General features: G+C 47.7%; 16 protein-coding genes and 5 pseudogenes. 13 read left to right on the top strand and 8 right to left on the bottom strand.

All coding sequences use genetic code 11. The features are described 5' to 3' along the window. Window positions 1-50: 50 nt before the first annotated feature. From OS889_RS07170 to OS889_RS07185, 4 genes are all read left to right on the top strand, one after another. On the top strand, window positions 51-1,010 hold the full coding sequence (locus tag OS889_RS07170) for a glycosyltransferase family 2 protein (RefSeq protein WP_372388557.1): 960 nt from the start codon (window positions 51-53) through the stop codon (window positions 1,008-1,010). Between the two features lie 138 nt (window positions 1,011-1,148). Beyond that, the gene (locus tag OS889_RS07175; protein ID WP_372388559.1) at window positions 1,149-1,982 is read left to right on the top strand and encodes an FkbM family methyltransferase; all 834 of its coding nucleotides are present in this window, start codon (window positions 1,149-1,151) and stop codon (window positions 1,980-1,982) included. A 53-nt stretch (window positions 1,983-2,035) separates the two neighbouring features. Further along, on the top strand, window positions 2,036-3,121 hold the full coding sequence (locus OS889_RS07180; protein ID WP_372388561.1) for a glycosyltransferase family 4 protein: 1,086 nt from the start codon (window positions 2,036-2,038) through the stop codon (window positions 3,119-3,121). Window positions 3,122-3,168: 47 nt separating this feature from the next. Beyond that, window positions 3,169-4,020 (top strand): glycosyltransferase family 2 protein, encoded by an 852-nt coding sequence (locus OS889_RS07185; RefSeq protein WP_372388563.1) that lies wholly within the window; start codon window positions 3,169-3,171, stop codon window positions 4,018-4,020. Window positions 4,021-4,315: 295 nt separating this feature from the next. Here the strand turns inward: OS889_RS07185 and OS889_RS07190 are convergent. Both OS889_RS07190 and OS889_RS07195 read right to left on the bottom strand, forming a co-directional pair. Further along, a pseudogene (locus OS889_RS07190) lies at window positions 4,316-4,621 on the bottom strand (IS5/IS1182 family transposase); the annotation flags it as partial. A 196-nt stretch (window positions 4,622-4,817) separates the two neighbouring features. Continuing rightward, window positions 4,818-5,456, bottom strand: coding sequence for an IS6 family transposase (locus tag OS889_RS07195; protein WP_372388565.1), 639 nt, complete (start codon window positions 5,454-5,456; stop codon window positions 4,818-4,820). 336 nt (window positions 5,457-5,792) lie between these two features. Here OS889_RS07195 and OS889_RS07200 point away from each other — a divergent pair, with 336 nt between their 5' ends. After that, window positions 5,793-6,752 (top strand): glycosyltransferase, encoded by a 960-nt coding sequence (locus tag OS889_RS07200; protein ID WP_372388567.1) that lies wholly within the window; start codon window positions 5,793-5,795, stop codon window positions 6,750-6,752. Here the strand turns inward: OS889_RS07200 and OS889_RS07205 are convergent, their stop codons facing one another. Beyond that, entirely contained in the window at window positions 6,753-7,769 is a 1,017-nt protein-coding gene (locus tag OS889_RS07205; protein ID WP_372388568.1) for a glycosyltransferase, read from the bottom strand. A 161-nt stretch (window positions 7,770-7,930) separates the two neighbouring features. Here OS889_RS07205 and OS889_RS07210 point away from each other — a divergent pair. The 3 genes and pseudogenes from OS889_RS07210 to OS889_RS07220 all read left to right on the top strand — a co-directional run. Further along, window positions 7,931-8,452 (top strand): annotated as a pseudogene (locus OS889_RS07210) (IS5/IS1182 family transposase); the annotation flags it as partial. Between the two features lie 220 nt (window positions 8,453-8,672). Further along, the gene (locus tag OS889_RS07215; RefSeq protein ID WP_372388569.1) at window positions 8,673-9,557 is read left to right on the top strand and encodes an IS630 family transposase; all 885 of its coding nucleotides are present in this window, start codon (window positions 8,673-8,675) and stop codon (window positions 9,555-9,557) included. Window positions 9,558-9,642: 85 nt separating this feature from the next. After that, window positions 9,643-9,898: pseudogene (locus OS889_RS07220) on the top strand (IS5/IS1182 family transposase); the annotation flags it as partial. A gap of 35 nt (window positions 9,899-9,933) precedes the next feature. Here the strand turns inward: OS889_RS07220 and OS889_RS07225 are convergent. The 4 genes from OS889_RS07225 to OS889_RS07240 form a co-directional block, all read right to left on the bottom strand. Continuing rightward, the gene (locus OS889_RS07225; protein WP_372388571.1) at window positions 9,934-11,721 is read right to left on the bottom strand and encodes an ABC transporter ATP-binding protein; all 1,788 of its coding nucleotides are present in this window, start codon (window positions 11,719-11,721) and stop codon (window positions 9,934-9,936) included. 495 nt (window positions 11,722-12,216) lie between these two features. Further along, entirely contained in the window at window positions 12,217-13,182 is a 966-nt protein-coding gene (locus tag OS889_RS07230) for an NAD-dependent epimerase/dehydratase family protein (RefSeq protein ID WP_372388573.1), read from the bottom strand. A 2-nt stretch (window positions 13,183-13,184) separates the two neighbouring features. Continuing rightward, window positions 13,185-14,231 carry a Gfo/Idh/MocA family protein gene (locus tag OS889_RS07235; RefSeq protein ID WP_372388575.1) on the bottom strand — a complete coding sequence of 349 codons (1,047 nt, stop codon included), beginning with the start codon at window positions 14,229-14,231 and terminating at the stop codon, window positions 13,185-13,187. A gap of 73 nt (window positions 14,232-14,304) precedes the next feature. Continuing rightward, complete coding sequence (locus OS889_RS07240; RefSeq protein ID WP_372388577.1) at window positions 14,305-15,720, bottom strand: sulfatase-like hydrolase/transferase; 1,416 nt, start codon at window positions 15,718-15,720, stop codon at window positions 14,305-14,307. 788 nt (window positions 15,721-16,508) lie between these two features. On the opposite strand from OS889_RS07240, the gene OS889_RS07245 reads away from it, so the two are divergent. The 4 genes and pseudogenes from OS889_RS07245 to OS889_RS07260 all read left to right on the top strand — a co-directional run bounded on the left by OS889_RS07245 (window position 16,509) and on the right by OS889_RS07260 (window position 20,656). Next, entirely contained in the window at window positions 16,509-17,237 is a 729-nt protein-coding gene (locus tag OS889_RS07245) for a glycosyltransferase family 2 protein (protein ID WP_372388579.1), read from the top strand. Further along, window positions 17,237-18,898, top strand: coding sequence for an aminoglycoside phosphotransferase family protein (locus OS889_RS07250; RefSeq protein ID WP_372388580.1), 1,662 nt, complete (start codon window positions 17,237-17,239; stop codon window positions 18,896-18,898). The genes OS889_RS07245 and OS889_RS07250 overlap by 1 nt, the downstream gene beginning before the upstream one ends. Window positions 18,899-18,936: 38 nt before the next feature. Then, window positions 18,937-19,341, top strand: coding sequence for an HAD family hydrolase (locus OS889_RS07255; protein ID WP_372388581.1), 405 nt, complete (start codon window positions 18,937-18,939; stop codon window positions 19,339-19,341). Between the two features lie 490 nt (window positions 19,342-19,831). Next, window positions 19,832-20,656: pseudogene (locus OS889_RS07260) on the top strand (IS5 family transposase). 115 nt (window positions 20,657-20,771) lie between these two features. Here the strand turns inward: OS889_RS07260 and OS889_RS07265 are convergent. Continuing rightward, window positions 20,772-20,948, bottom strand: a pseudogene (locus OS889_RS07265) (IS5/IS1182 family transposase); the annotation flags it as partial. Window positions 20,949-21,062: 114 nt separating this feature from the next. On the opposite strand from OS889_RS07265, the gene OS889_RS07270 reads away from it, so the two are divergent. Further along, complete coding sequence (locus OS889_RS07270) at window positions 21,063-22,205, top strand: hypothetical protein (protein WP_372388582.1); 1,143 nt, start codon at window positions 21,063-21,065, stop codon at window positions 22,203-22,205. The last annotated feature ends 154 nt before the right edge of the window (window positions 22,206-22,359 follow it).

The raw sequence follows: 22,359 nt of genomic DNA on the forward strand, positions 1-22,359 counted from the left end.
GCTTCGACTGAAAGTCAAATGATAAGATGGTGGCTGTTGTGAGATCCGGTATGCCGAGTCTGTCTGTGGTGATTCCGACCTACAACCGATCCAGATTTCTCGATGGAGCTATCGAAACGGCAGTCAACCAGACGTATACGGATCTCGAAGTCCTTGTCGTGGACGACGGCTCCGAAAAGGAGTATGCAACAGAGATCGTCGAGCAGTATCCGACCAACGTCCAGTGTATCGTTCACGACGAGAATCGGGGCCTATCAGCAGCGCGCAACACCGGGATCGCCAACGCGGACGGGGAATACATCGCGTTCCTAGACGACGACGATCGGTGGCACGAAGCCAAACTAGAAAAGCAGGTGAAGACCTTGGAAGCTTCCCCGGAGGCCGGACTCGCGACGTGTCGCCTCGCCTCGATCGACGGCGACGGGAACTTGCTGCGCTGTGACGGGGATGTCGTAGACGGTGATATCTCGGACGAGATCTACACCCGGAACCTCATCGGGACGCCTTCGCGAGTGATGGTTCGTCGGGAGGCTCTCCCAGGGAAGGGACCCTTCGATGAGGACCTCCCGACGAAGCAGGACTGGGACTTCTACATTCGGCTCTGTCAGGAGTGGCGCGTCGTGGGTGTCGGTGATATCCTCTGTTTTCGGACGCGCCACGGCGGGATGGCAAGCGATCCGGCAGACGCCGAAGACGACAATAATCGGGTGATCGAGAAGCATCGTGACGAGATCGAACGGCGAGGACTGGAGTCGGAAACGATGGCGAACTACAACGAGAAGGTCGGCGTGACGTATTTACTCGATGGACAGGTCCGTTCGGCCAGAGAATTTTTATGGAGAGCATTTTCTGAGAAGCCATCGAATACGAGGCTAGCGCTGGTAGGCCTTAGTTTGGCTCCGATCGGTTTTTTTGAGCGTGCTCTGAGGACGAAGCGGTGTTACGAGCGAATAAGTAGAGATTGTGAATCAGAGATTGATTGGGGAAGAGTCAATGGAATAACTAAATAAGCGCTGTGAATAATATATTCATAGACTCTTGCACTAATTTTTGTTTAACTTACAAGCTGTGAAACTGAATCGAGTTTGTAGAATGACAATAGACAACTTACCTGACAATTTATATAGACGGAGACAGGATAAATCATTATGTTACACTCTCTTGCAAAGCGAGTATATCATAGCCATCTATATTCATTACTTGAAGACATCGGTGTTAGCGATTCCTTTGCAGATGTGTACTGGCGAATCCAGTTCGCGTTTTCTGAGGATGTTGTAACTCGAACAGTAAATGATATCTCTGCATCTTTCTATACTAAAACAAGATCAGAATTCACCCGGTTTCGAGACCCCACTCTCAACGGAGAGATTAAGGTTCTTGAAGAGATTCTAGAGAGTTTAAATACGGATGACGTGTTTTATGATATTGGAGCGAACGTTGGTCTACACGCTTGTTTTGCGTCCAAGATTATTAATTCAGGCTCTGTCGTCGCGATTGAACCACACTCAAAGAGTGCACAAAGACTGAATGAAAATATTGGATTGAATAATGAAAGCGTGATTATACGAGAAGTAGGTTTTTCATCAGAAAATACATCCGCGAAGCTTGTCATACCAACAGACCAAGCCGGAAGTGTCGGAGATGTCCGGCCTGAATCTGGTAATCATAGGGAAAAACATCCCGAGATCCAGCTGGTTCGGGGCGATGATAAAATAATAGATGATAATCTTCCGGTTCCAGATGTATTGAAGATTGATGTCGATGGGGGTGAATACGACGTGTTAGCAGGACTGAGACGAACAATTGAATCGGGAGGATGTCAAACAATATTCTGTGAAATTCATCCAGGCGCACTAAAAGATTATAATACAACCGAATCGGATGTATTGTCGTTGCTTCAGGATTGGAAATACTCAATTACCAAGATGGAGATATCTCATAACTCACGTATAGACGAATATTACATCCGGGCAGATAAGTAATCTGTGATTTTAATACAGAAATGGATATAGCATTTGTAAACCGTGCACTTGGGATGCGCAGAGGGGGCGGTGAAATATGGGATATAGAAATGTCAAGGGCTTTAAATAAGATGGGTCATAATATTACCCTATATACTGGCAAACCTCTCAGTGGAGATATTTCCAAACCATCTGATTTGCCAACCATAAAAGTTACATCACCGTTTCTTTACGACCTCGGCTATGCTGCCCCCATTGGTGTGGGCGGATTAATTACCGATATTGATCGGCAGTTGTTTATTACTCAACTGAGGAGGCATCTTGCTGATAATTATGATATTGTTCAAATCAATGGATGTCCAGAAACGCTCCGAATTAGGAATTCGGTAGAATGTCCTATGACGATCAAATTAAATGGTCCTCCCCACTCTTTATTTTACGACTACATACATCCTACCAAATCCTCCTATTCCTGGTTAAATCAAGCAGATGGGATAGTAACGAACCAAATTACCGCCAAAAAAATCCGGGCCGAAACAGATATTAATCCAACAGTTTTGCCCCCCGGTGTTGACACGAATCGGTTTACGCCAAAAGAGAATTCAACTGAAAGACCAAACCCATCAATTCTTTGGGTTGGACGGTATGTCCCTGTGAAAAATTTATCTGAATTGTTAGATGGGTTCAATAACTTACGAGAGCGGGGAATTAATGCAGAGTTGGTTTTAGTCGGTGAAGGCCCATTACAGAGTAAAATAAAAAAGAGAGCAAAGTCGTACGATCTTAAGGATTCAATACGATTTGAAGGATATATTCCGAATAATAAGCTTCCTACATATTACAGTGAAGCCGATATTTTCGCTCTTTCTTCTCATCACGAAAGTTTTGGGATGGTTTTGTTAGAAGCTATGGCATGTGGAACACCTGTTGTAGCACCACGGATTGACTATATCCCTGAGATCGTGACCGACGGACAAGCCGGTTTACTATATGAGCCAGGGTCTCCCGGCGATTTGAGTGACAAACTGAGACAGCTATTAGAAGATCCTAAACGAAGGAATGAGATGAGTCAATATGCGCGTAAAACTGTAACCTCTCAATTCAAGTGGGAACAGCAAGCTAAGAAATTACTTGATTATTATGAGAGAATTATACAGTAGATGGACCAAATAATAGAGTTTATTAATATCGTGAAAGATCACATATTATGGTAACGTATTCCATTGCAATCTGCAATTACAATATGGGAGAAACAATCGAGGAGTCATTAAGAAGTATATTGAATGCGGTAGATGATCGTTTCGAGGTTGTCGTGGTCGACGGTGGATCGACAGACGATAGTATAGATATTCTACGAAAAATTAATCAAGAATATGAGTGTCTTAGATTCATCTCATTGCCCCAGAGCAAAACTCGTAAATTAGGAAGGGATCGTGATATATCTATTAGGTATTCTAACGGAAAATATGTTTTATTGCATATTGATTGTGATGACAAATATGATGAGCGCATTGTTGATTTGGCAGAAGCTTATAAACAGATGGATGAAAAGATTGACTTTCGATTCGGATTAACTGGAGGTCACGTGACAATTGCACGACGCGATTTTCTCCTTGATATCGGATCTTACCGAAATATTTCCGCTGCAGAGGATCTGGATTTATGGCGTCGAATGATGGCTGTTGATGGTTATATTAATCTGAAATGCGAGGTGCTGTATAACAAGATTGGATATAATAAAAGTTATGCAGAATTATTGAAAAGAATACTAGATATGCGTGTTTCTGAATTCCAAACAGGTATGAGTTATAGGAGCTTTGTTAGAACAAGAATTTCGGAAAAAACAATATATAAGACACTCATTGCGATAGCTATAGCGACAATAGCCTATCCAATTGCTATGACAAAGCCGAGTTTCAAGAAGCCAAGCGGTGGCTTTCACAGATATGAGAAATATATGAGATACAGGTCTAAACACACGAGGGCACCAGAAGAGATAGAAAAAAAGTATAATATTGACATAGATTGGGGGAATATTAAGGAAGACTCCCAAGATTAAACGATAGTGCTGGAACGGGAGAGAATCGATTGCCGTCGCGGTCATTGTCTCAATATGGTTGAGACAGCCAACGCAAAACAACTGATTGCCGTTCGTCGTTGCTACCATCAACTACAAACGTAGAGACAATCCGGGAAGTACGATCATTCCGTGTAACAAGAGTTCTATGACATCTTCGTTAAGGATTAGGGAAGATCGGCGTTGCCTCTACTGGTCGACCCGGCAGTGTCTTATCGCGATCGGACTAATCAATGAGATATTCTCAGACGGTGTTGGCGGTAGTAAATCATTAGTTGATTGTACAGACGTAGCTGTAATGGTTCTTCGACCGTTGGATCGGGCCTTTCGACGCATATTGATCGGCAGATCTCATCCTCATATCGGTTAATCAATGCAGTAAGTCAAGTCAAGCAGGCCGCGACAGGCGGCCTGCTAAACGAATCGGTCAAAGACTTCGTTAACGATGTGTTCGAGGTTGTGAGAAAGCGATCGACTACCACGTCAACGGCGGTCGATCGAAGTCACAGCTCAACCAGACAATCGTGTTTCGAGGCTCTCGTTTAACGGGAAGAATGCCGTAGATGTCTTTGTAGTAACAGTGAGAAAGGCATCAACTTTGGCGATTCACAGGGCGCTACCTGCCGTGAATCAGGCCGTCCCGCGGCGAGTCGCTAGAGGGTATTCGGATGTTCTCCGCCGAGGAAGGGACGAAGTTCGATGACGAAGTTAAGCCAGTTATTGGGGTATGGTTGAAGACTTCTCCGAGCAACTAGGGAAGTCTGGAGCGATGCCTCGTGTTAAGTTTGGCATTGATTGCACCAGACGGCGAAGGCTTGGAGCCACGATTCTGCGGTTGGTGGCTCCACGTTGCTGAACGTATTTGAGAACGAAGAGGTTCGTCGTTTTACCTCTCTAAATACACGTTCGACGGCATTCCGATTTCTATGACGTCTCATCTGAAATCGGAGCCCAAGCCGTTCCAGCGCAGCTTTGAGGTGATGCGCTCCATCGACGAGGAACGTTGCCTGCTCGACCTGCTGTTTGTCGCGGAGTTCGCAGAAAAACAGCAGGGTGAGTTGCGTGGTCCTGGTCTGAAACAGCCTGACGTGGAGGAATTCGTTCGTGTCTGGATCGGCAGCGGCGTACAGCCAGTGGCGCTGATCATTAATCCGAATCACCGTCTCGTCGACCGCAATCTGATTCGGGGCTTTGTCGCCCGCTGGCTGTAGATCGGCCTTCTGGACCCAGTTGTGAATAGCGGTTCGACTTCGTTCGACACCTAATTTTTCAAGTCGCTGTTTGGTATTCGAAAGCGATAAGCCAGCAAGATGGGGCTGAATACCCACTTCAATCGCGTGCCGGGGTGTCCGCTCTCGCTGCACAAATTCCAAGTCAATCCACTCGATACCACCGCCGAGGCGGTCGAATTCGGTCATAGATCATCCGAACCAACGGCCGCCTCATTCCTAACTTAACACGAGGGGAGCGATGAATAACCACTTATTATCAACTGGAACACGACCACCGACCGACATTCATGAGGAGAGATTCGTGTTAGAAGAGGACGTTCACACCAACCAGACGGAGCGTCTCTGGTCACTGTTGGAAATCCAGAAGTTCTGCGGTCTGTCGAAGCAGGGCTTGGAGCAGGGAGATCGCACCACGGATCCTGCGATCATTACACCTTGTCGGGTTATATGCTCATTGATTGCCTCACCTCTCAATGTTTCTCGTTAGTCTGTATAAGAAGTGCTTACGTAACCATTAAATAGTTGAAAGAGGCTATCAGTCATCAATTCACAACACAAAATATGAGTCAAAATAAGACGTCTGGAGATCTCGGTTTTTTATATATTGCTATGGGAAACGATTATTTCAGGGAAGCCGAGAAATCAGCCGAAACTCTTCAAGATGAAATGCAAGACTTTCCCATCACACTAATAACAGATAAAAAAGAATGTCATTCGGAACATTTTGACTCAATAAATGTCGTTGAGGATGTTAGCTACTCTTTCGGTGATGTTGTGAATTATATTGATCAGTCTCCCTATGATAAAACAGTATATCTAGATACAGATATTTATATACAAAGTGATATTTCAGAGGTATTTAATATGCTGGAGGAATGTGACATAGCAGCTAGTGTAGCTGAGAATAAATGGCATATGCAGCACTATGATCTTGAACATCCAGTAAAAGGAGTTCCCGAAGCTTTTCCTTGGTTCAATGGAGGAGTAATTGCGTTCACTAAAAATAAACGGACTAGTCGATTCTTTGACCTTTGGAGATCTGAATATCGTCAAGATGTTCAAAATGGTATAATTCATAATATGCCATCTCTCAGATGTGCTTTATATTTCAGTAACATACAATTGGCACCACTTCCGCGCCGGTATAACTGTCTAGTTCGAGCGGCGAATAAAACAACGGGACAAATCAAAGTGTTTCACGGCCGTCTTGAAGCATTTGATGCTCTGGGTGCATCGAAAGAGGCAGATATCCAAATAGCAACAAAAGTGTTGAATAACACAACGGATCCTCGCATCTACATTCCTTTAACTGACGGATCATTTGAAATAATCGATGAAACTCCAGTGTCTATTAGAACACGGTATCAATCATCAAACTTAATATACCGATTAATTGGTTCCATCCAACAGCACGGAATTAAAAATACTCTTCAGACAATATATAATAAATCCCTTGGTTATCTTAATAATTTTTATAACTGATTACGATATGTAATTCTGATATATCTTTTTAGCTAACTTAACTGTGGAGACGGGAAACCAAGAACATAAATATAATATATAATAACTCACCATATTAGGACTTCCTCTAATACCCGATTTACAAAACGTTCTAGCTAAACTCGGATGTTTGTTACTTATTAAAAAGGCAATTATTCGCAATCTAATCTCTTGTGAAGAGTTCAGTTCTATAGCTTTTCGGAACCTTGACTTAGCTTTTTCAACTTCACCTAAATCAATATGTGCTCTACCAATATCGTAGTGTCGTTTCCCAACAGCTTTATTTGATAACACATCTCTGTGCTTTTCGATTATCCGTTGTGTCCCTTCGATTATTATTCGGTTATCTTTGCTTACTTGATTTTCGCTATCATTATGTCTCATATAGAGTGGATCACTTGTCGCAAATAAATCGTATTTTGATAATATTTGTAAGACAAAGTCCAAATCAGTTTGTTTTATAATACTTGTATCGTGATAACCGATACTATTCAAAATATCACTTCGAAAAGTTAATCCCGTACAACTCCAGAGGCCGTGACCCTCTACCGAAAGATCGCTAACTGACACTTTCCCATAGTTAACACCCGTACTAGTGGTTCCATCAATTCGATCATCATAATTATCAGCCATTACTCCTCCTATGGTGTCAGGCTGTCCGTTTAAAATTTCTACTACTGTTGCCAAATAATTTGGTAGAAATTCATCATCTGAATCTAAATAAGAGATCAAATCGCCCGATGATTGTTTCAATCCAGTATTTCGAGCAACATTTTGGCCCTTGTTCGTATCGTGCTTGACTAGAGTTAAATTACACTTATTCTTGTAACTTGAGACGACCTCTGGGGTTGAGTCGGTAGATCCGTCATCTACTACAATAATCTCAAAATTTTTATACGTTTGGTTTAGCACACTGTCGATTGCGCGACCAATAACATCAGCTCTGTTGTAGACTGGTATGACAACACTAACACCTGGTATATCTATATTTGTATCCATATTTCAGTTACTTAATACTCCTAAGCCATTTTGATTCAAGTGACTGCTGACTATTCACTGATATTGATTTTAGCTCAATCAATACCTCTACTAATTAGTTCTGTTTGAGATTTTCATAGAACAGTTACCACATCAGAAAGTAGGGTGAATGCTGGGGTAACATAAGTTCAACGGCCCTGCAGAATGATCCTTCGGTAGAGACGTTCCTCAATGTCGTGGAGACGGAGACGCTATGGGTTATTTGAGACCTTTCCTTCAGTTCCTGGTAGATTCGGTCTGTGCGCCCCGTCTTCACCGGGGCGAACACAAGACTAAGAGGCACCAGAGATGATGCATAGATTCCACCATTACTGATACACCAAGATATCTACGGCATTCGTCCGGATGAACAAAATCATCGGAACATTATTGTCTGGTTGAGCTGTGACTTCGATCGACCGCCGTTGACGTGGTAGTCGATCGCTTTCTCACAACCTCGAACACATCGTTGACGAAGTCTTTGACCGGGCCTCCGGCGCGGTCTGGTCAACCTGACTTACTGTTGATTCAACCGGGTGAGGACGATACCCGCCAATCAAGACGCTTCGAAGTGCTCCGATCCAACGGCTGAAGAGTACTACCATGGCTAAGGCTGCACGATCGTTTCTACCGGACAAAGGATCCCGATTGCAGCAAATTTCACTTAGAGTATGCAAGTGCCAGAAGAGACGGCGAGTGCGTCACGTAGTACGTAAGGGAAGTTATGGAACAGGCGTGCGAAGGGTACTATAAGTGGCGATCGTCAGAAAGATGTCGTTCGACATCTCAGCGAAGAGGACCTCAATCGATTGCTGGCGGAGGTAGACGACCCGAAGGTCGTCCCCCGTCCCGCCTTCGTGAAAAAACCTCTACGAGGGCGATACGATGGAAGAAGCCGCTAGGCGCGTCGGCAAGTCCAAAGCAACCGGGAGTCGCTGGCTCCAGCGGTGGAACGAAGATCGTCTCGGACAGCTCACGCCGAACTTCGGGGACGGACGTCCTCCGAAGCTCGGCGAGGATGAGCAAGACGAACTACTCGAACTCCCCCGCAACGGTCAGCCGTGGAAAAACCAGGAAATCCAGCACCTTCTCAACGAGGAGTTCGACGTCGAGTACCATCCAGTCTACCTCAGCGAACTCCTCGACAACCTCGGTCTCTCCTACTCAATTCACGGACAAAGCGCCCCTCGCGTCCAGAAGATGCCGAAGAGATTCTTGACGAACCACTCCGACGACCCGCACAACAAACGCGACGGTGATGACGAGGAAGGGTGGGTCGTTGACGATGACATCTGCAATGACGGCGGCACCGTTCTCGGCTTCTTCGATACGTCACATCCCAAGCCGTGGGACAATTCTCACCGGGTGTGGTACGTCGATGATCCACACATCGAACGACCGCTGGTTCACGTCCACGAACCAGCGGTCGGATTCTACGCCCTTGACGGTGAGAATGTCGTTACCTTCACCGAAGATCAGACGAAAAAGCGGATCTGTAACTGTCTCGAACGGATCCGCGAGCAGAATTCCCGCAAGCGGATTCTGCTCGTCTTGGACAATTATGTGGCGCACACGTGCGAGTATACGCCCAAGCGTGCCCACCAACTTGGCATCCATCTCGTGTTATTACCGGTTGGATCGCCCAATCTCAATCCCATCGAACAGGTCTGGAAACAGCTGAATGGGAAGCATCGCCGCTCATCGACGAGAGCGCGGAACTCAGCCGTGCTCTCGTCGATGACCTTTTTAAACAACTCACCTCCAAGCTGAGTTTTGCCCGATCTTGGATCGACGAGTTCCTCGGCAATCGCTTGCAGTTCTTATCTTAATCACTACGTGACGCACTCGCCGTCGAATGTGGATGGTCGGCGACAGCGCATACAACACACTCGACTGGTACGATCACCTGCTAGCCGCCGGGGTCGTGCCAGTCGCTCCGTACAACGAGCGAAACACAGACGAGCCGAAAGATATCGAGTAAAGGGTGAAGACCGCATCAACGAACGGCGTCCACGCACGAGCGCAGGTGTTCCTTGCGCTGTGCCTTCGCCTCGTCGTCGCGATTAACTACGAATGCGGAGACAATCCAGAGCACGATCATCGCGGTGTGAGAAGAGTCCTGTGACACCCTCTCCGTTCATCAGAGCTACGTCTGAATCGCATACAATTCCGCGTATTTACCACCTTTATCGACCAGTTCCTGGTGTGTTCCTGTTTCAGTAATTTCTCCTTGCTCAATCGTATAGATACAGTCAGCACCTTGTACAGTAGAAAGTCGATGTGCGATTGCTATAATAATACGGTCGTCGTCAAGTTCCTCAATAGCAGCGTGAATTTGCTGTTCGAGGTTTGAATCAAGGTCACTCGTCGCTTCGTCAAGAATAAGAACATCGCTGTCAGCTAGGAGGGCTCGCGCGAGTGCGACGCGTTGTCTTTGGCCCCCGGAAAGTTTGACTCCGTCATCTCCCAAGACAGTGTCGAAACCGTCTGGAAGATCGGGGAGGAACTCAGTCACTTTCGCGATTTCGGCAACATCTCGTACCTCCGACTTCTGGACTACCGCACCCATCGTAATATTGTACCAAAGTGTATCGTTGAAAATGAAGGGGTCCTGGCGAACCATCGCGATTTTTTTTCTCCAATCACGGACGTCAAATTCACCGACAGGAATCCCGTTTGCAAGGATCTCTCCGGAGTCAGGGTCATACATACGCGCAAGGAGCGAAACAATAGTTGATTTGCCTGCCCCCGACTGACCGACGAATCCGACGAACTCACCTCTGTGAGCCTCAAACGAGATGCTATTTAAGACCTGTTCGTCGTCTGTATATGAAAATGACACATCCTCAAAAGCAATCGACGTAATTGTGTCAGGTACCAAATGATCTTTCTGTCGGTCTTCCTTCCTTTCACGGAGGTGTTCTATAAATTGCTGTGTCCGTACAAGATGAGGGAGATTTCCGTTAATGTTATAGAATCTTGAGTTCATATTACTGACTCTGGGTGCAAGTCTGAACATAGCGAACAGGAATACACCAAGCGTGGCGATTGGGAGAGAAAGAACGCTGATCGCAACATAAAGCAGACCGAACAGCATTAACGCTACCAAGAGTTGATAAAAGCTCGTAATCGCGGCTTCATTTCTATTTAGACTAATACCTGAATCGGTATAAGTGTCGACTGATTTCCGGAATTCCGAATAAATATCATCAACCACCCCGAATAATTTGACTTCTCGTATTCCTTGTGTTCCTGCCTGTGTTTTCTGTTGGATGCGTTCGTTGGCGTTTGCAACTCGATCACCGACCGCATACCCCGGTTCAAGTATATTTTGAACGAAGTATGATATGCCGCCCAATAATACCGCTCCAGAAATAGTTAGCCAAGGAGCTACAATCAGGGCAACTGAGACATACATCAAACTGAGAAGGATCTGTTGTAACAGTTTTACGATGCCATTGATAACTCTCCCGGCATACCGTGTTTGAGTAATAATCGCATTGAGAATCTCATCGGAGCCTTTGTCATCATAATATGAAATTTGAGCTTCAAGTGCGGCCTCGAAAGATCGTGTTTTCATATTTCTTTCATAATCCTTACTCAGAATCACTGCCAACCACTTAGCACCGAATGTCGAGGAGTACCGAATAATCATTACTCCTGATAAACCGAGTATTAAGTATTCCAAAGTGAAAGGTACTCCAAGAAAAGAGTAGAGTGCAAAAAAGAACCCAGCGATTCCAGCCGGGTTGTCACTCGGGATACCACCTTCCTGTGCTGCTTCGATAATAGGCAACAAAAAAGTCAAGCCAATAGCCTCAAGAAGCGTCGCGAACACGCTGAAGACCACGATAAAGGCCGTGAAGCCTGGTCGGTATTGTGCGACCTTGGATAGAGCCACTAATTTATCCTTACGAGTTATATTTTCATTCATCCATAAACGTCGTTAGGTGGTACACATCTTATAATTGGCGCCAGGAACGAAAAGTGCCAGTCGCAATCAAGATCATATTGATAGTGAATCGTATTCGATGCTCAGTTAAGCAGCAAGGCGATTGATGCTGAGTAGCGAATCAGCGTGGAGGCGGAACGCGATGCGGAGCTCAACCCCGACGAATTCCGCATCATAACATAGCGTCCCGAGCGTATAAGTACTCATAAAGCTGCAGCATCAGATGCGGTCGAAATCGTTCCTGGTTCGGATGACTGGTGCTCCACATCAGGTTTCTGTCCCAGATTGTCTTGAGATGCCGCTCAACGGGGGCATCGTGTAACTTAGTCCAAAATTCCAGGCATCAAGCGACACAAGTTGCTGAGGCATCCCGACGAATGCAGGTTGTTTAGTCACAATCGATAGCAGAAGGCAGGATGGTTTCCATACTATGGAGTCTTTTTGCTAGGTTGAGCAAGAACGCGTCAATCAGCATCATCATAGAACACCAACACTTTGGTACCAGTTGTACGCGTCTTTGACCGTTGTACGGAGCGATCTCTGTTTGGCCGGTGCTGCGTTCGTGAATCTTTCAGGTACTGTACCACGTTGTACCCCTGATCTGAATTCTGCGCCATTTATCGGATACAACCCACGGTTGTGAAGTCGATTTACTATGGGAGACAACCCGATCGAAACAACGGAACGGGGAATCGGAGGAACGAAACAGTTGTCGTCGGCCACCGCTGCAATCGTACGGTACAGGGTGCTCGCAGAATGATTCTCACCGGAGACCACAAACCGATTGGTCCCGATTTCGTTAAGCGCAGTTCGGAGCGTGTCAACGACATCAAAAACGTGAACGATGTTGTACTGACCAGGAATATATAACGGTGGAACCAGGAGACGATTCGCTGCCACCCGCTGGAAGAGGTTGAAATGATTCAATCGGTAATCCCGTGGTCCAATGACGTACGTCGGATGGATAATAGACCAATCGAACGGCCAATCCCCGTGAACTATCTCTTGGTCGGCTTCATACTTGGTGATTACGTACTGATTGTCTACCGTGTCATCATACAGGTCGGGATGTGCATTGATCGTGCTCGTAAACACGACTGTCTCGATATTGTGGTCAGCCGCTCGTTCAAGCAGTAGTTGCGTCCCTGAGACATTTACTTCTCGTATGAACCCCTCTTCATTTTCTGCCTGTTGTTCGGTGTCATTGTCGTAGCCAGGATAGACAGCAGCGAGATGGATAAGTGCATCTGCCCGTCGTAGACCATCCTCAAAACTACCGGGCTGGGTAAGATCACCATACACTGTCTCGACCCCTGCCGGCAGCATCTCCGTCTGTGAAGACTCCCGAACAAGTGTCAGAGGCTCAAATGAATTAGTCGTCTGCAGTTTGTGAACGAGGTTGAGCCCGATGAATCCTGTCGAACCTGTTACTAAAACTTTCATATTCAACTGCTCCCAGCGTCGTAGACATCCTCAATTGTCTGTGTAATCGCCAGTCCCTGGGTCACAGGCGCATATGTTTCATCATCGCCATTGATACAGTGTGTGATAAAATGATTTAGACGTCTACGCTCGTAGTTATCCTCGGTCCGGCCCCACAATTGATAGAGTGGACCCAACTGCAAACGGGGTAACTCACCATTTTTGTACTGTAGTTTGTGCCCGCGGACGTTACCCTGCAGCCGTTCGTCGTTGAATCTAAGTATCCCGTCAGTTCCGACCAGTTCGTTCAAATGATACCATCTATCGTGTGTCCAGCCCACTGAAACGTTCACGTCGATGCCTTCATAATTGAGCCCGATCGTCGCAATATCCTCAACAGACGTGGTATTCTTGAACCGGAGTTCAGCGGATGTCACCCTCGGTTGAATATCGAATATTGTGTGATAAAAATCGAATATATGGGGACATTTGTCCTTGACAACGCCCCCTCCGGATACATCCGGGTCGAAATACCATCCTGCAACAGGTGGTGATGAGAAAATTGTTGTATGTGCCTCCACGATATCTCCTAAGAGACCTGCGTCAACCATCTCGATGACTCGTGTAAAATTCGACATAAACTGGTATGCGTATCCGAGCAGCGTGACAATTCCAGACTGCTGTGCCGCCTCAACCATCCGTTGTGCCTCAGTCGGCGTGAGTGCAAGAGGTTTTTCACAAAATATATGACAATTATTATTTGCCGCCTGAATAAAATATTTTTTATGTGTGCTCGGTGGTGAACAGATACTCACGAGGTCGAGGTCCCCAGAATCAATCAACTGAGAGCCATCACGATACGTGGCGAGTCCGCTAAATTTGGATTCAAGGTAACTACGTCTTTCTTCATCGGGGTCAGCAATTCCTACGAGGTCCACCTTTTTATGTTCAGTATAGGCGGGCAAATGAGCTCGTTCAGCGATATTACCACCACCGATTACGCCAGCGCGCAGTTGTTCCGTGGAAATTTGTCTTGAACTATCCAATGAAGATACGTTATTCTGATTCATAATTATATTCTATTATTCCATAGGCGAGACGAATCGTCGATTATCAGAGTAGTCTGATACCTCACCAGTCGACTCACATATATCCCAACCGCTCTAATCGATCCCTTGTCACGTCGCTTACTTGATCCTGAGAACAATCGGTTTGCTTCGACCTCGACTTGTATATCGAAATTGGGACCTCAAATAACTCCGACGCCCACGCCGGGATTTGAGAGTTCTCGTCTGATTCATCCTGCCAACAAGGTTGATTCTGATTAAGTATGTATGTGTCTACGTTTCCGAGTGTATCCCAGACGATTTTTTTCTGTCCTTCATAGACACATCGAATCATACGGTCCCAGTACTCAGTGTCTTCATCGGGACGATCAACAGTCCCACTTTTACCAATGACCTCTGCAGGGATCCGGTCTGTGAAAACGTCAGGCGTATCATCTTTGACTAATGAGTGTATTAGTTTCGGTAGTTGGAGATGGGAAAAATATTGCGTTTCAGTAGTGCTGTAGCCGCTTGGCGGATTAATTATGGCAAATGGGACGTGCAATATCCCCTCTGTAAGACTACTTGTATGACCGAAGAGATGGTTGTCAGCCTTGTATGCTAGGTTGTCGCCGTGATCTGCAGTGATGATAACTGTTGTCGTATTATCAGTGTTGTTAATCAACCACTCTATGAGCATCGATAACTTTCGATCAAGATAATCAATAGCGGCGCTGTAAAGTTCCCGGTGGTATTTCACGCTATCTGGCAAGTGTTCACTTGACGTCTCACTCAATTGGATTCTGTCCGTCCCGGAGTCATAAGAATTCCAAGTGTATGGGGCGGAATGTAATTCCTTGTCAAACCCTAAAATGTGTTGGAGTGGCCCGTGCGCGTCCATATAATTCGCGAATAAGAAGAATGGCTCTGAACTAGCTTGGACGCGTTTCTTGATCTTTCTAGAAATAATTGTTGCTCCTTCATCCCAGATCTTTGGGATAGGGATCCCCCGCAGTGCACTATTTATTTTGGCAGTCACCCCGTTGGCAACACTCTTTAGTCGATGTTCTTGCTGGACAACGGTTTTAAGAAACCGAAGATATTCCGAAATACCGCTCGCATCGGATTCTCGGCTGAATTCCATCATATCAAGCCCGTCGGGAAACCGACGATGTGGTGCAATGTCGTGAAATTCATCAAAGAAGCGATCGAAACCGTAAGCAGAACCAGCATACAAATTTGAACTGACACCGATAGAATAGTGGTCAGGTAGCTGAGTAAATAGGGTCTCTGATGGACTAAGCGTCGAAAAGTCACGATTATGTGTATGAATACCGTGCTGATGAGGAAGCTGACCAGTTATCATACTCGCGTGGCTTGGCAGACTCCAGCCACTCGCTGCTCGACACTGTGAAAAAATTACCTCGGCACGTTTGTTGATTTTGGGTGCAAACTCATCAAAAAAATCCTTGCGAACAGTATCAAGGCAAATCAAAACAACATTTCGGGCCATTTACGAAACATATATCATTTCTAATATTTATATTATGGGTTAACTGCAAGATAAAATTGTTGCAAGGTAGAGCATCGCATTGTGAAACGCTGCGAAGGCTTTGACCCAACGGTCGACTGATTTCCACGAGCTATAGTGGGGGAACCGATTGTAGAAAAGCCTGGTTCGATATTTCAACGGGCCGAACCACGCTTCGACGAGAGACCGTTCCACCCACGTTTCTCGCCGTGACTCACAGAGTTCGAGGTCATCAAGCGGCCAGTTGTACCACGGACCGCGATCGGCGAGGACAACAGGATCGCCACGACAGCGCTTCAACACTTGGTTGATGAAGAGCAACGCGTCAAGATCAGATCGTCCGGGTGAGACCTCGATGTGGATGACTGAACGTCTCCACATCGATCACTGCCCAGACGTAGATCTCGGTCTTTTCGACGTTCAGCTTTGTCTCATCGATTGCGACTGTCGAGTGGTGATCGAGGTCTGGATCGAACAGGTGCGCCAGTTTGTGATACCACTGGCGCACGGCCTCATACGACCGCTAGATCACCTTCTCTATGCGCCGATACGACAAGCCGGTATGATACAAAAACGCTGCATCAACACGCTGTTCGGCGGCATATCTTCACGCGAAAGTATTTTTTGCTCGCGTGCTTGCTCAACCACACGGCCGAGCATTGCTGAGTCACCAATTTACCCTTGCTCGGCCGCTTCCTTCACGTTAGGTTGACACCCTTACCCCGAGGAACCCCGGTAAACATAAACCACGACGACAGATACTATCCCTTATGAAGATACTCATCACGATGGCGGGACGCGGGAGCCGCTTCCGTGAAGTCGGCGTATCCCGGCCGAAACACGAAATCGAGGTCCGAGGTGAGCCGATGTTCGATTGGGCGATGCGGAGCCTAGAAGCGTTCTTCGACGAGGAGTTCGTATTCGTGGCCCAAGCGGAGCACTCGCCGACCGCGTTCATCGACGCCGCGACGACGCGTCTTGGAATCGGCTCCTACAACGTTGTCATCCTCGACGAATACACGGCCGGGCAGGCATCAACCGCGATGGCTGCCGCCGATTCGATTGGCTCCGACTCGGCCGTCGCGATATACAATATCGACACCTACATCGAAGAAGGAGCGCTGACGCCCGATGTCATCGAGGGTGACGGATTCATTCCGACGTTCTCTGCCTCCGGGACCCGGTGGAGTTTCGTCGAAACCACTTCCTCCGGTGAGGCTACTGCCGTCTCGGAGAAGGAGAAGATATCGAACGAGGCCACGGTAGGGTTCTACTATTTCGACCGGTGGGCGCATTTCGTCGACGCCTATCGAGAACGCGCAGACTCCGTTGAGGGAGAATATGGCGAGACGTACGTGGCACCGCTGTACAACCATCTCATCGAGCGAGGCGGCCGAGTGACGACGTACGAGCTTGACCCGGAAGACGTGCACGTGCTCGGAACGCCGACGGACCTTGAGCGGTTCGACGGGACGTTCGATCCGATGGATCAGACGTGATGGCGCCGCAAATCGAGAAGGACGAGGTTCTCCTCGTTCCCTCCGCGGTGATTGTTCCTGACGAGCTACGGCTCGATGTCGGCTCGGTCCCGTCGGGTATGATCACGCTGCGCGGAAAGCCGATGTTGGAACGTATTGCCGCAGCGTACACGGATTTGGACGTCACCAGAGTCGTCGCCGCCGACACGGGGCGCGAGCGCATCGAACAGTACGTCTCGCGAAGCGAGTATGACTGGACTGTCGTTGATGTTGCCGGAACGGAGAGTCTTGCAGACACGGTAGAAATGGCACTTTCGGCTTTCCCTGCCGCCGACCTACGCAACACGGGGCTCTACGTGAACTTCGCGGACACGCTTGTCTCTCCCGTCCGCACCGTAGCGAGCGGAGACTACGTTCCATACAGAGTAGAAGACCGAACTTACCGCTGGACGGCGTTCGAGATTAAAAACGGAGACATCGAAGATATCACCCCGAAGTACGAGCGCGCCTCGTCTGGCCCACGTCCGGTATTTGTCGGTCAGTTCGGCATCTCGTCGGCGGATGCGTTATTAACGGCACTCCGAAATGCAGATAGCGACTATATCCCTCGGTTCTACGCCGGGTTACGGGCGTATCTTTCGGAGCGAACGTACGACCTATGGGAACCCAACACGTGGATCGACGTCGGCCACTTGGACACCTACCATATGGCGAAGAAGCAATTCTTGAACACCCGCGAGTTCAACGAACTCCACGTCGATAGCGGGAAGAACGTCATCACCAAGCGGAGCAACGACGCCGAGACGCTGATAAGCGAAATCAACTGGTATAACCAGGTGCCGTCCGCTCTCCAGCCGTATCTCCCACGTATCTACGACTGGTCGACTGACGGTGAGAAGCCGTTTGTGCAGATGGAGTATATCGGCTATCTCTCCCTGAGTGACCTCCAGTTGTATGGTTCGCACGGACAGCACCTCTGGAACAGGATATTTTATCGCTTGATGCAGATGCTCGCGGAGTTCCGGGAGTTTACGGTCACCGACACGGAGAAGATTTGCGACGCGCTCAAGTCGATGTATGTCGATAAGACTCGGCGACGATTGAATACACTCCGTGACGACGAGCGCTTTGAGCCGTTCTTCGGCCGGGATGAAGTTGTCGTTAACGGGGCCTCACACCCCTCCTTGGGCGAATTCCTTGGGCAGCTCGATTCGATAGTTGAGGAGGAGTCACTACTCTGCCGGGGCGAATTCACGATCATCCACGGCGACCTCTGCCTGCCAAACATCCTCTACGATCCGCGCAACCAGATCGTCAAACTCATCGACCCGCGCGGAGCGTTCGGCTCGTTCACGGTATACGGCGATCCGCGATACGATCTCGCGAAGCTACGTCACAGCTTCGTTGGGCACTACGAACACCTGATAAACGGCCAGTTCGACGCCTTCCGACTCGGAGACCGAGAGCTTTCGTACGACGTCCACGTTACGGACGAGCAACAGCGCCGGGAGGCTCGGTTCGACACAGTTCTCGAAGAGGAGGTTCAGGACTCTCTTTCCCAGATTGAGCTGATTGAGGCGCTCCTCTTCTTGAGTATGGTCCCGCTCCACTCGGATAGCTATGAGAGACAGCTCTGTATGCTCTCTCAGGGTATCGAGAAGATCACGCCATTTGTCCGCTGACCGAAAGACATTCGGGGTCAACCCAGTATCCAAGGAATATGAAACCGCCCGCGGACAAGCGAATTGTCTTCGATATTGATGGCGTAATATGCAAGAAAGATGATAGGAAAGACTACTCCGAACGAGAGCCTCATACAGAAGTAGTAGAGCAACTCCGGGAGTACGACGATCAGGGATACTACATCATCCTCTACACCGCTCGAAATATGAATACGTATGAGGGACGTATCGGTCGAATCAACGCGGACACGGCCAAGACGCTGTTGCAGTGGCTCGAAGAACACGATATCCCGCACGACGAGATTCATTACGGGAAACCGTGGTGTGGCCACGAGGGATTCTACGTCGACGACAAGGCCATTCGGCCGTCCGAGTTACTGGAAAACTCGCCAGACGAAATCCGTGCAATTCTTGATGCCGAAGATGAGTTTATGAATAGTTAGTATGAGACGTCCGAGAGACATACGCGGTGCTCATTTGGGGCTTACGCGGTGATGGGGATGTCTGCTGCGATGGCTTCATAGTCTAGCCATCGCTCTATATCCCCACTATGAAAAATACAGTTATATTCAGCGGGCTCCCGCGGAACCCCGATCTCTTCGAGCAATCAGGGTCGGAGATGGCGGATCTATGCGGCGACGGCGTGCTTGAGCGGATACTGTTCGTGACGTTGTGAGAGCACTTCGACGAGCACCCCGAACTGGCGCGAACGCTTGCCAGATACGACGTCGAGGATATCACGGTCCCGGAGTCACCGCTCGCTGGAGACGAGAACATCTGGCACCAGGGAGCCTGAGAAAGAGTCACGTACGAAGTAGCAAGGGCGGGATGCTCTTATGCCGTAGATTGACTCTATGGCTCTGGTGAATCGCTGTACTGCAGCAGGATAGGTCGTCAATCAAAAGGAAGTGAAGCGGGAAACCCGCGGTGGTTATGTCGAAGATCGCCCGCTTCACAACGAAAGCGGTCACGTTAGCTAAAAATGTTGTTGGTGGCCGAGGCGAAGTCGCCGCCCCCGAAGGGGATGGCGGCTTCCCCGATCACGCTCTTGTATCGCTTTACTGTCTACAGATTTACCTCGATAAGTCGTACCGCAACGACCTCGATCTGCTGAGTGAAGTACCGCATATTCTCGCCGATATCGGCCTCAAAGAGGGGGATCTCTCTAACCACTCGACGTTGGTAAAGGCGTTTGATAGCTTCGAGATGAAGATCTGGCGAGTGCTGCTGCGCCTGTCGGCGCAGCTGCACGACCCGAGCGGTCACGCCGCCATCGACGCGACGCTCTTCGACCGCGAAAACGCCAGCAAGCACTACTGCTGCCGGACGAATTATCGCGTTCAAACACTCAAAGGGACCGCTCTCGTCGATACAGTATCTCAAGCTGTCCTTGACGTTTACTGTACGACTGAGAAAAACCCACGACACACAGCTCGGCTGGCAGGTCTCCTGCCGCAACGCAGGCGACCTGACCAGCCTCGCCGCTGACAAGGGCTACGATTGGATGGATTTACGCGAGAAACTGCGTGAAGAAGACGTGAGACCGCTGATTAAGCATCTCATCTTCCGGCCCATCGACCACGCGCATAACGCGCGGGTTGATGAGCCTCGCTATCGCCAGAGATCAATGTATGAGACCGTTTTCTCGTCGATCAAGCGCACGCACGGCGACGCCGTGCGTGCGCGAACGTGGTACGAGAATTTCGTGAACTCGTCTTGAAATGTGTCGTTCACAACATCAGGCGTGCCGCAACATAGCCAGATCAACCGCTATATGGCGATTCACCAGAGCCCTCGTCTTGGACAAGCACGGGTCACACATCTGTGAGTACACGTGCAAGCGAGCCCACCAACAATATTCTACCCAAGAGCGAATATTGAGCAACCGCCGATACAGTTGGTCAAGATACTCACAAAGACAGTGAATCGCAACGATAACCCAGTCAGCGTAGCCATCGTCCCGCTCCTGAAGCGGTGGCTGAGGCTCACCGACGACAGACTTTTGAGATAAATCGACGCATTTGCCGGTGAAGCGGGCGAGTTGGGTGGGCGTACCCGACTCGTTCCCGCTTCAACCACTCATAATCCTCGACAGCAGCGTCTCTCGCTAGCGTCTAGATATGACCCGGTGGGTTTAATATCCTCTAATCTTCACTCAAAATGGATGATTGGCATCTCCGTTTCCCTGTATGATAAATTTGACGATTTAAGTATAGCTCACGATATAATACGTCATAATTGGGAAGATGAGTACTATATATCAGTGTGTTCAAACCATCCTGATGCATCTGAACGAATTAATGAACTTGACCTCGAAATAGATTCTTTCCAACGAGGTGCACAGATTCCTTTTGAGGATAAAATGGAAGACCGACATAAGCGGACGAATTTCTTATTAAGGGTAAATGATACTATTCGAACAGCTATCAAAAATGCATTCACTGAGGATGCTGTGGATTATGTTCTTCATTTGCATTCGGATGCGTGGCCCCTATCAGAGCAAAGTCTGAAAGATCTAATCAGGGATATGGACAATCGGAATGCGGACGTAGCATTCAAAGTAGATACACGTAAGTTCCTAAATAATTATCCACCAGGACACATTATGGATCAGTTTATGATCTTTAATGTCAAGTCTTGCTCCTCAAATAATCTGTTCGAACGAAGTATTTTAGACTTTCCACCAGGCATTCACTCTCATAGACTGATTATGATGGAATGTATCGTTACCCTGGGCTGGGATAGTCTCTACCATTATTCAAATCGTACGGAGGAAACATTTTGGGACGGGAAGCCAATTCCATCAACTGGCCGAATTGTTAGACCGATGGTATATAACCCAAGTTTTGATCAACTTCACGTTGCTACAGAGGACTTTCCAAATAATCTAGGTAAGTCTTTGCAGTCGCATTACCTAAAAGAATATGGATTAACTGATGGAAACTATATAAAGGAGTTGATAAATAACCACTCGGCCTCTGCTACCGACCTATTCCATAATTTAGATGTATTTTACAATGAATTGGATCGGGAGCTCAAATGGTACTATGGATTATCCACGGAGTCAATGGGAAGAGAAACCCCTAAAATTAAATTATATACTGATTTGCCTCGTCTTGAAAAGACAAAAAAAATAGTTCGTCATAATGTAGATAATATGTTAAGGGGTAGCTACAATCGAGTCAAAAATATGCTTGGCGGTGCCAATCCGAATTCGTCTATAGAAGCGGGATCCGCGGATCTGCTACTACATAATTATTATGAGGACATATTAAATACAGAGGAGCTTCCAGATGACATCTCATAAATCAACTTTCTCAAAAACTGGATAGGCAGATATCATAAGCAAGATAAACGGTAGTGATAATTATGTATTCACCAAAACAAATCCTGAAAGGATTAAAAAACCCGGGGCTTGTGGCCTTAGAACTGTTCAAAATAATTAATCAGAGGAGATAAAG

The organism is Halobellus sp. MBLA0158 (assembly GCF_041477585.1).
Lineage (GTDB): Archaea > Halobacteriota > Halobacteria > Halobacteriales > Haloferacaceae > Haloquadratum > Haloquadratum rubicundus.

Excerpts from the sequence above, each read along its gene's own strand:
- OS889_RS07245 (WP_372388579.1), top strand. The coding sequence starts at position 16,509 with ATGAAGATACTCATCACGATGGCGGGACGCGGGAGCCGCTTCCGTGAA.
- OS889_RS07175 (WP_372388559.1), top strand. The coding sequence starts at position 1,149 with ATGTTACACTCTCTTGCAAAGCGAGTATATCATAGCCATCTATATTCA.
- OS889_RS07180 (WP_372388561.1), top strand. The coding sequence starts at position 2,036 with ATGCGCAGAGGGGGCGGTGAAATATGGGATATAGAAATGTCAAGGGCT.
- OS889_RS07215 (WP_372388569.1), top strand. The coding sequence starts at position 8,673 with ATGGAAGAAGCCGCTAGGCGCGTCGGCAAGTCCAAAGCAACCGGGAGT.
- OS889_RS07240 (WP_372388577.1), bottom strand. The coding sequence starts at position 15,720 with ATGGCCCGAAATGTTGTTTTGATTTGCCTTGATACTGTTCGCAAGGAT.
- OS889_RS07255 (WP_372388581.1), top strand. The coding sequence starts at position 18,937 with ATGAAACCGCCCGCGGACAAGCGAATTGTCTTCGATATTGATGGCGTA.
- OS889_RS07170 (WP_372388557.1), top strand. The coding sequence starts at position 51 with ATGCCGAGTCTGTCTGTGGTGATTCCGACCTACAACCGATCCAGATTT.
- OS889_RS07195 (WP_372388565.1), bottom strand. The coding sequence starts at position 5,456 with ATGACCGAATTCGACCGCCTCGGCGGTGGTATCGAGTGGATTGACTTG.
- OS889_RS07270 (WP_372388582.1), top strand. The coding sequence starts at position 21,063 with ATGATTGGCATCTCCGTTTCCCTGTATGATAAATTTGACGATTTAAGT.
- OS889_RS07225 (WP_372388571.1), bottom strand. The coding sequence starts at position 11,721 with ATGAATGAAAATATAACTCGTAAGGATAAATTAGTGGCTCTATCCAAG.
- OS889_RS07235 (WP_372388575.1), bottom strand. The coding sequence starts at position 14,231 with ATGAATCAGAATAACGTATCTTCATTGGATAGTTCAAGACAAATTTCC.
- OS889_RS07185 (WP_372388563.1), top strand. The coding sequence starts at position 3,169 with ATGGTAACGTATTCCATTGCAATCTGCAATTACAATATGGGAGAAACA.
- OS889_RS07250 (WP_372388580.1), top strand. The coding sequence starts at position 17,237 with ATGGCGCCGCAAATCGAGAAGGACGAGGTTCTCCTCGTTCCCTCCGCG.
- OS889_RS07230 (WP_372388573.1), bottom strand. The coding sequence starts at position 13,182 with ATGAAAGTTTTAGTAACAGGTTCGACAGGATTCATCGGGCTCAACCTC.
- OS889_RS07205 (WP_372388568.1), bottom strand. The coding sequence starts at position 7,769 with ATGGATACAAATATAGATATACCAGGTGTTAGTGTTGTCATACCAGTC.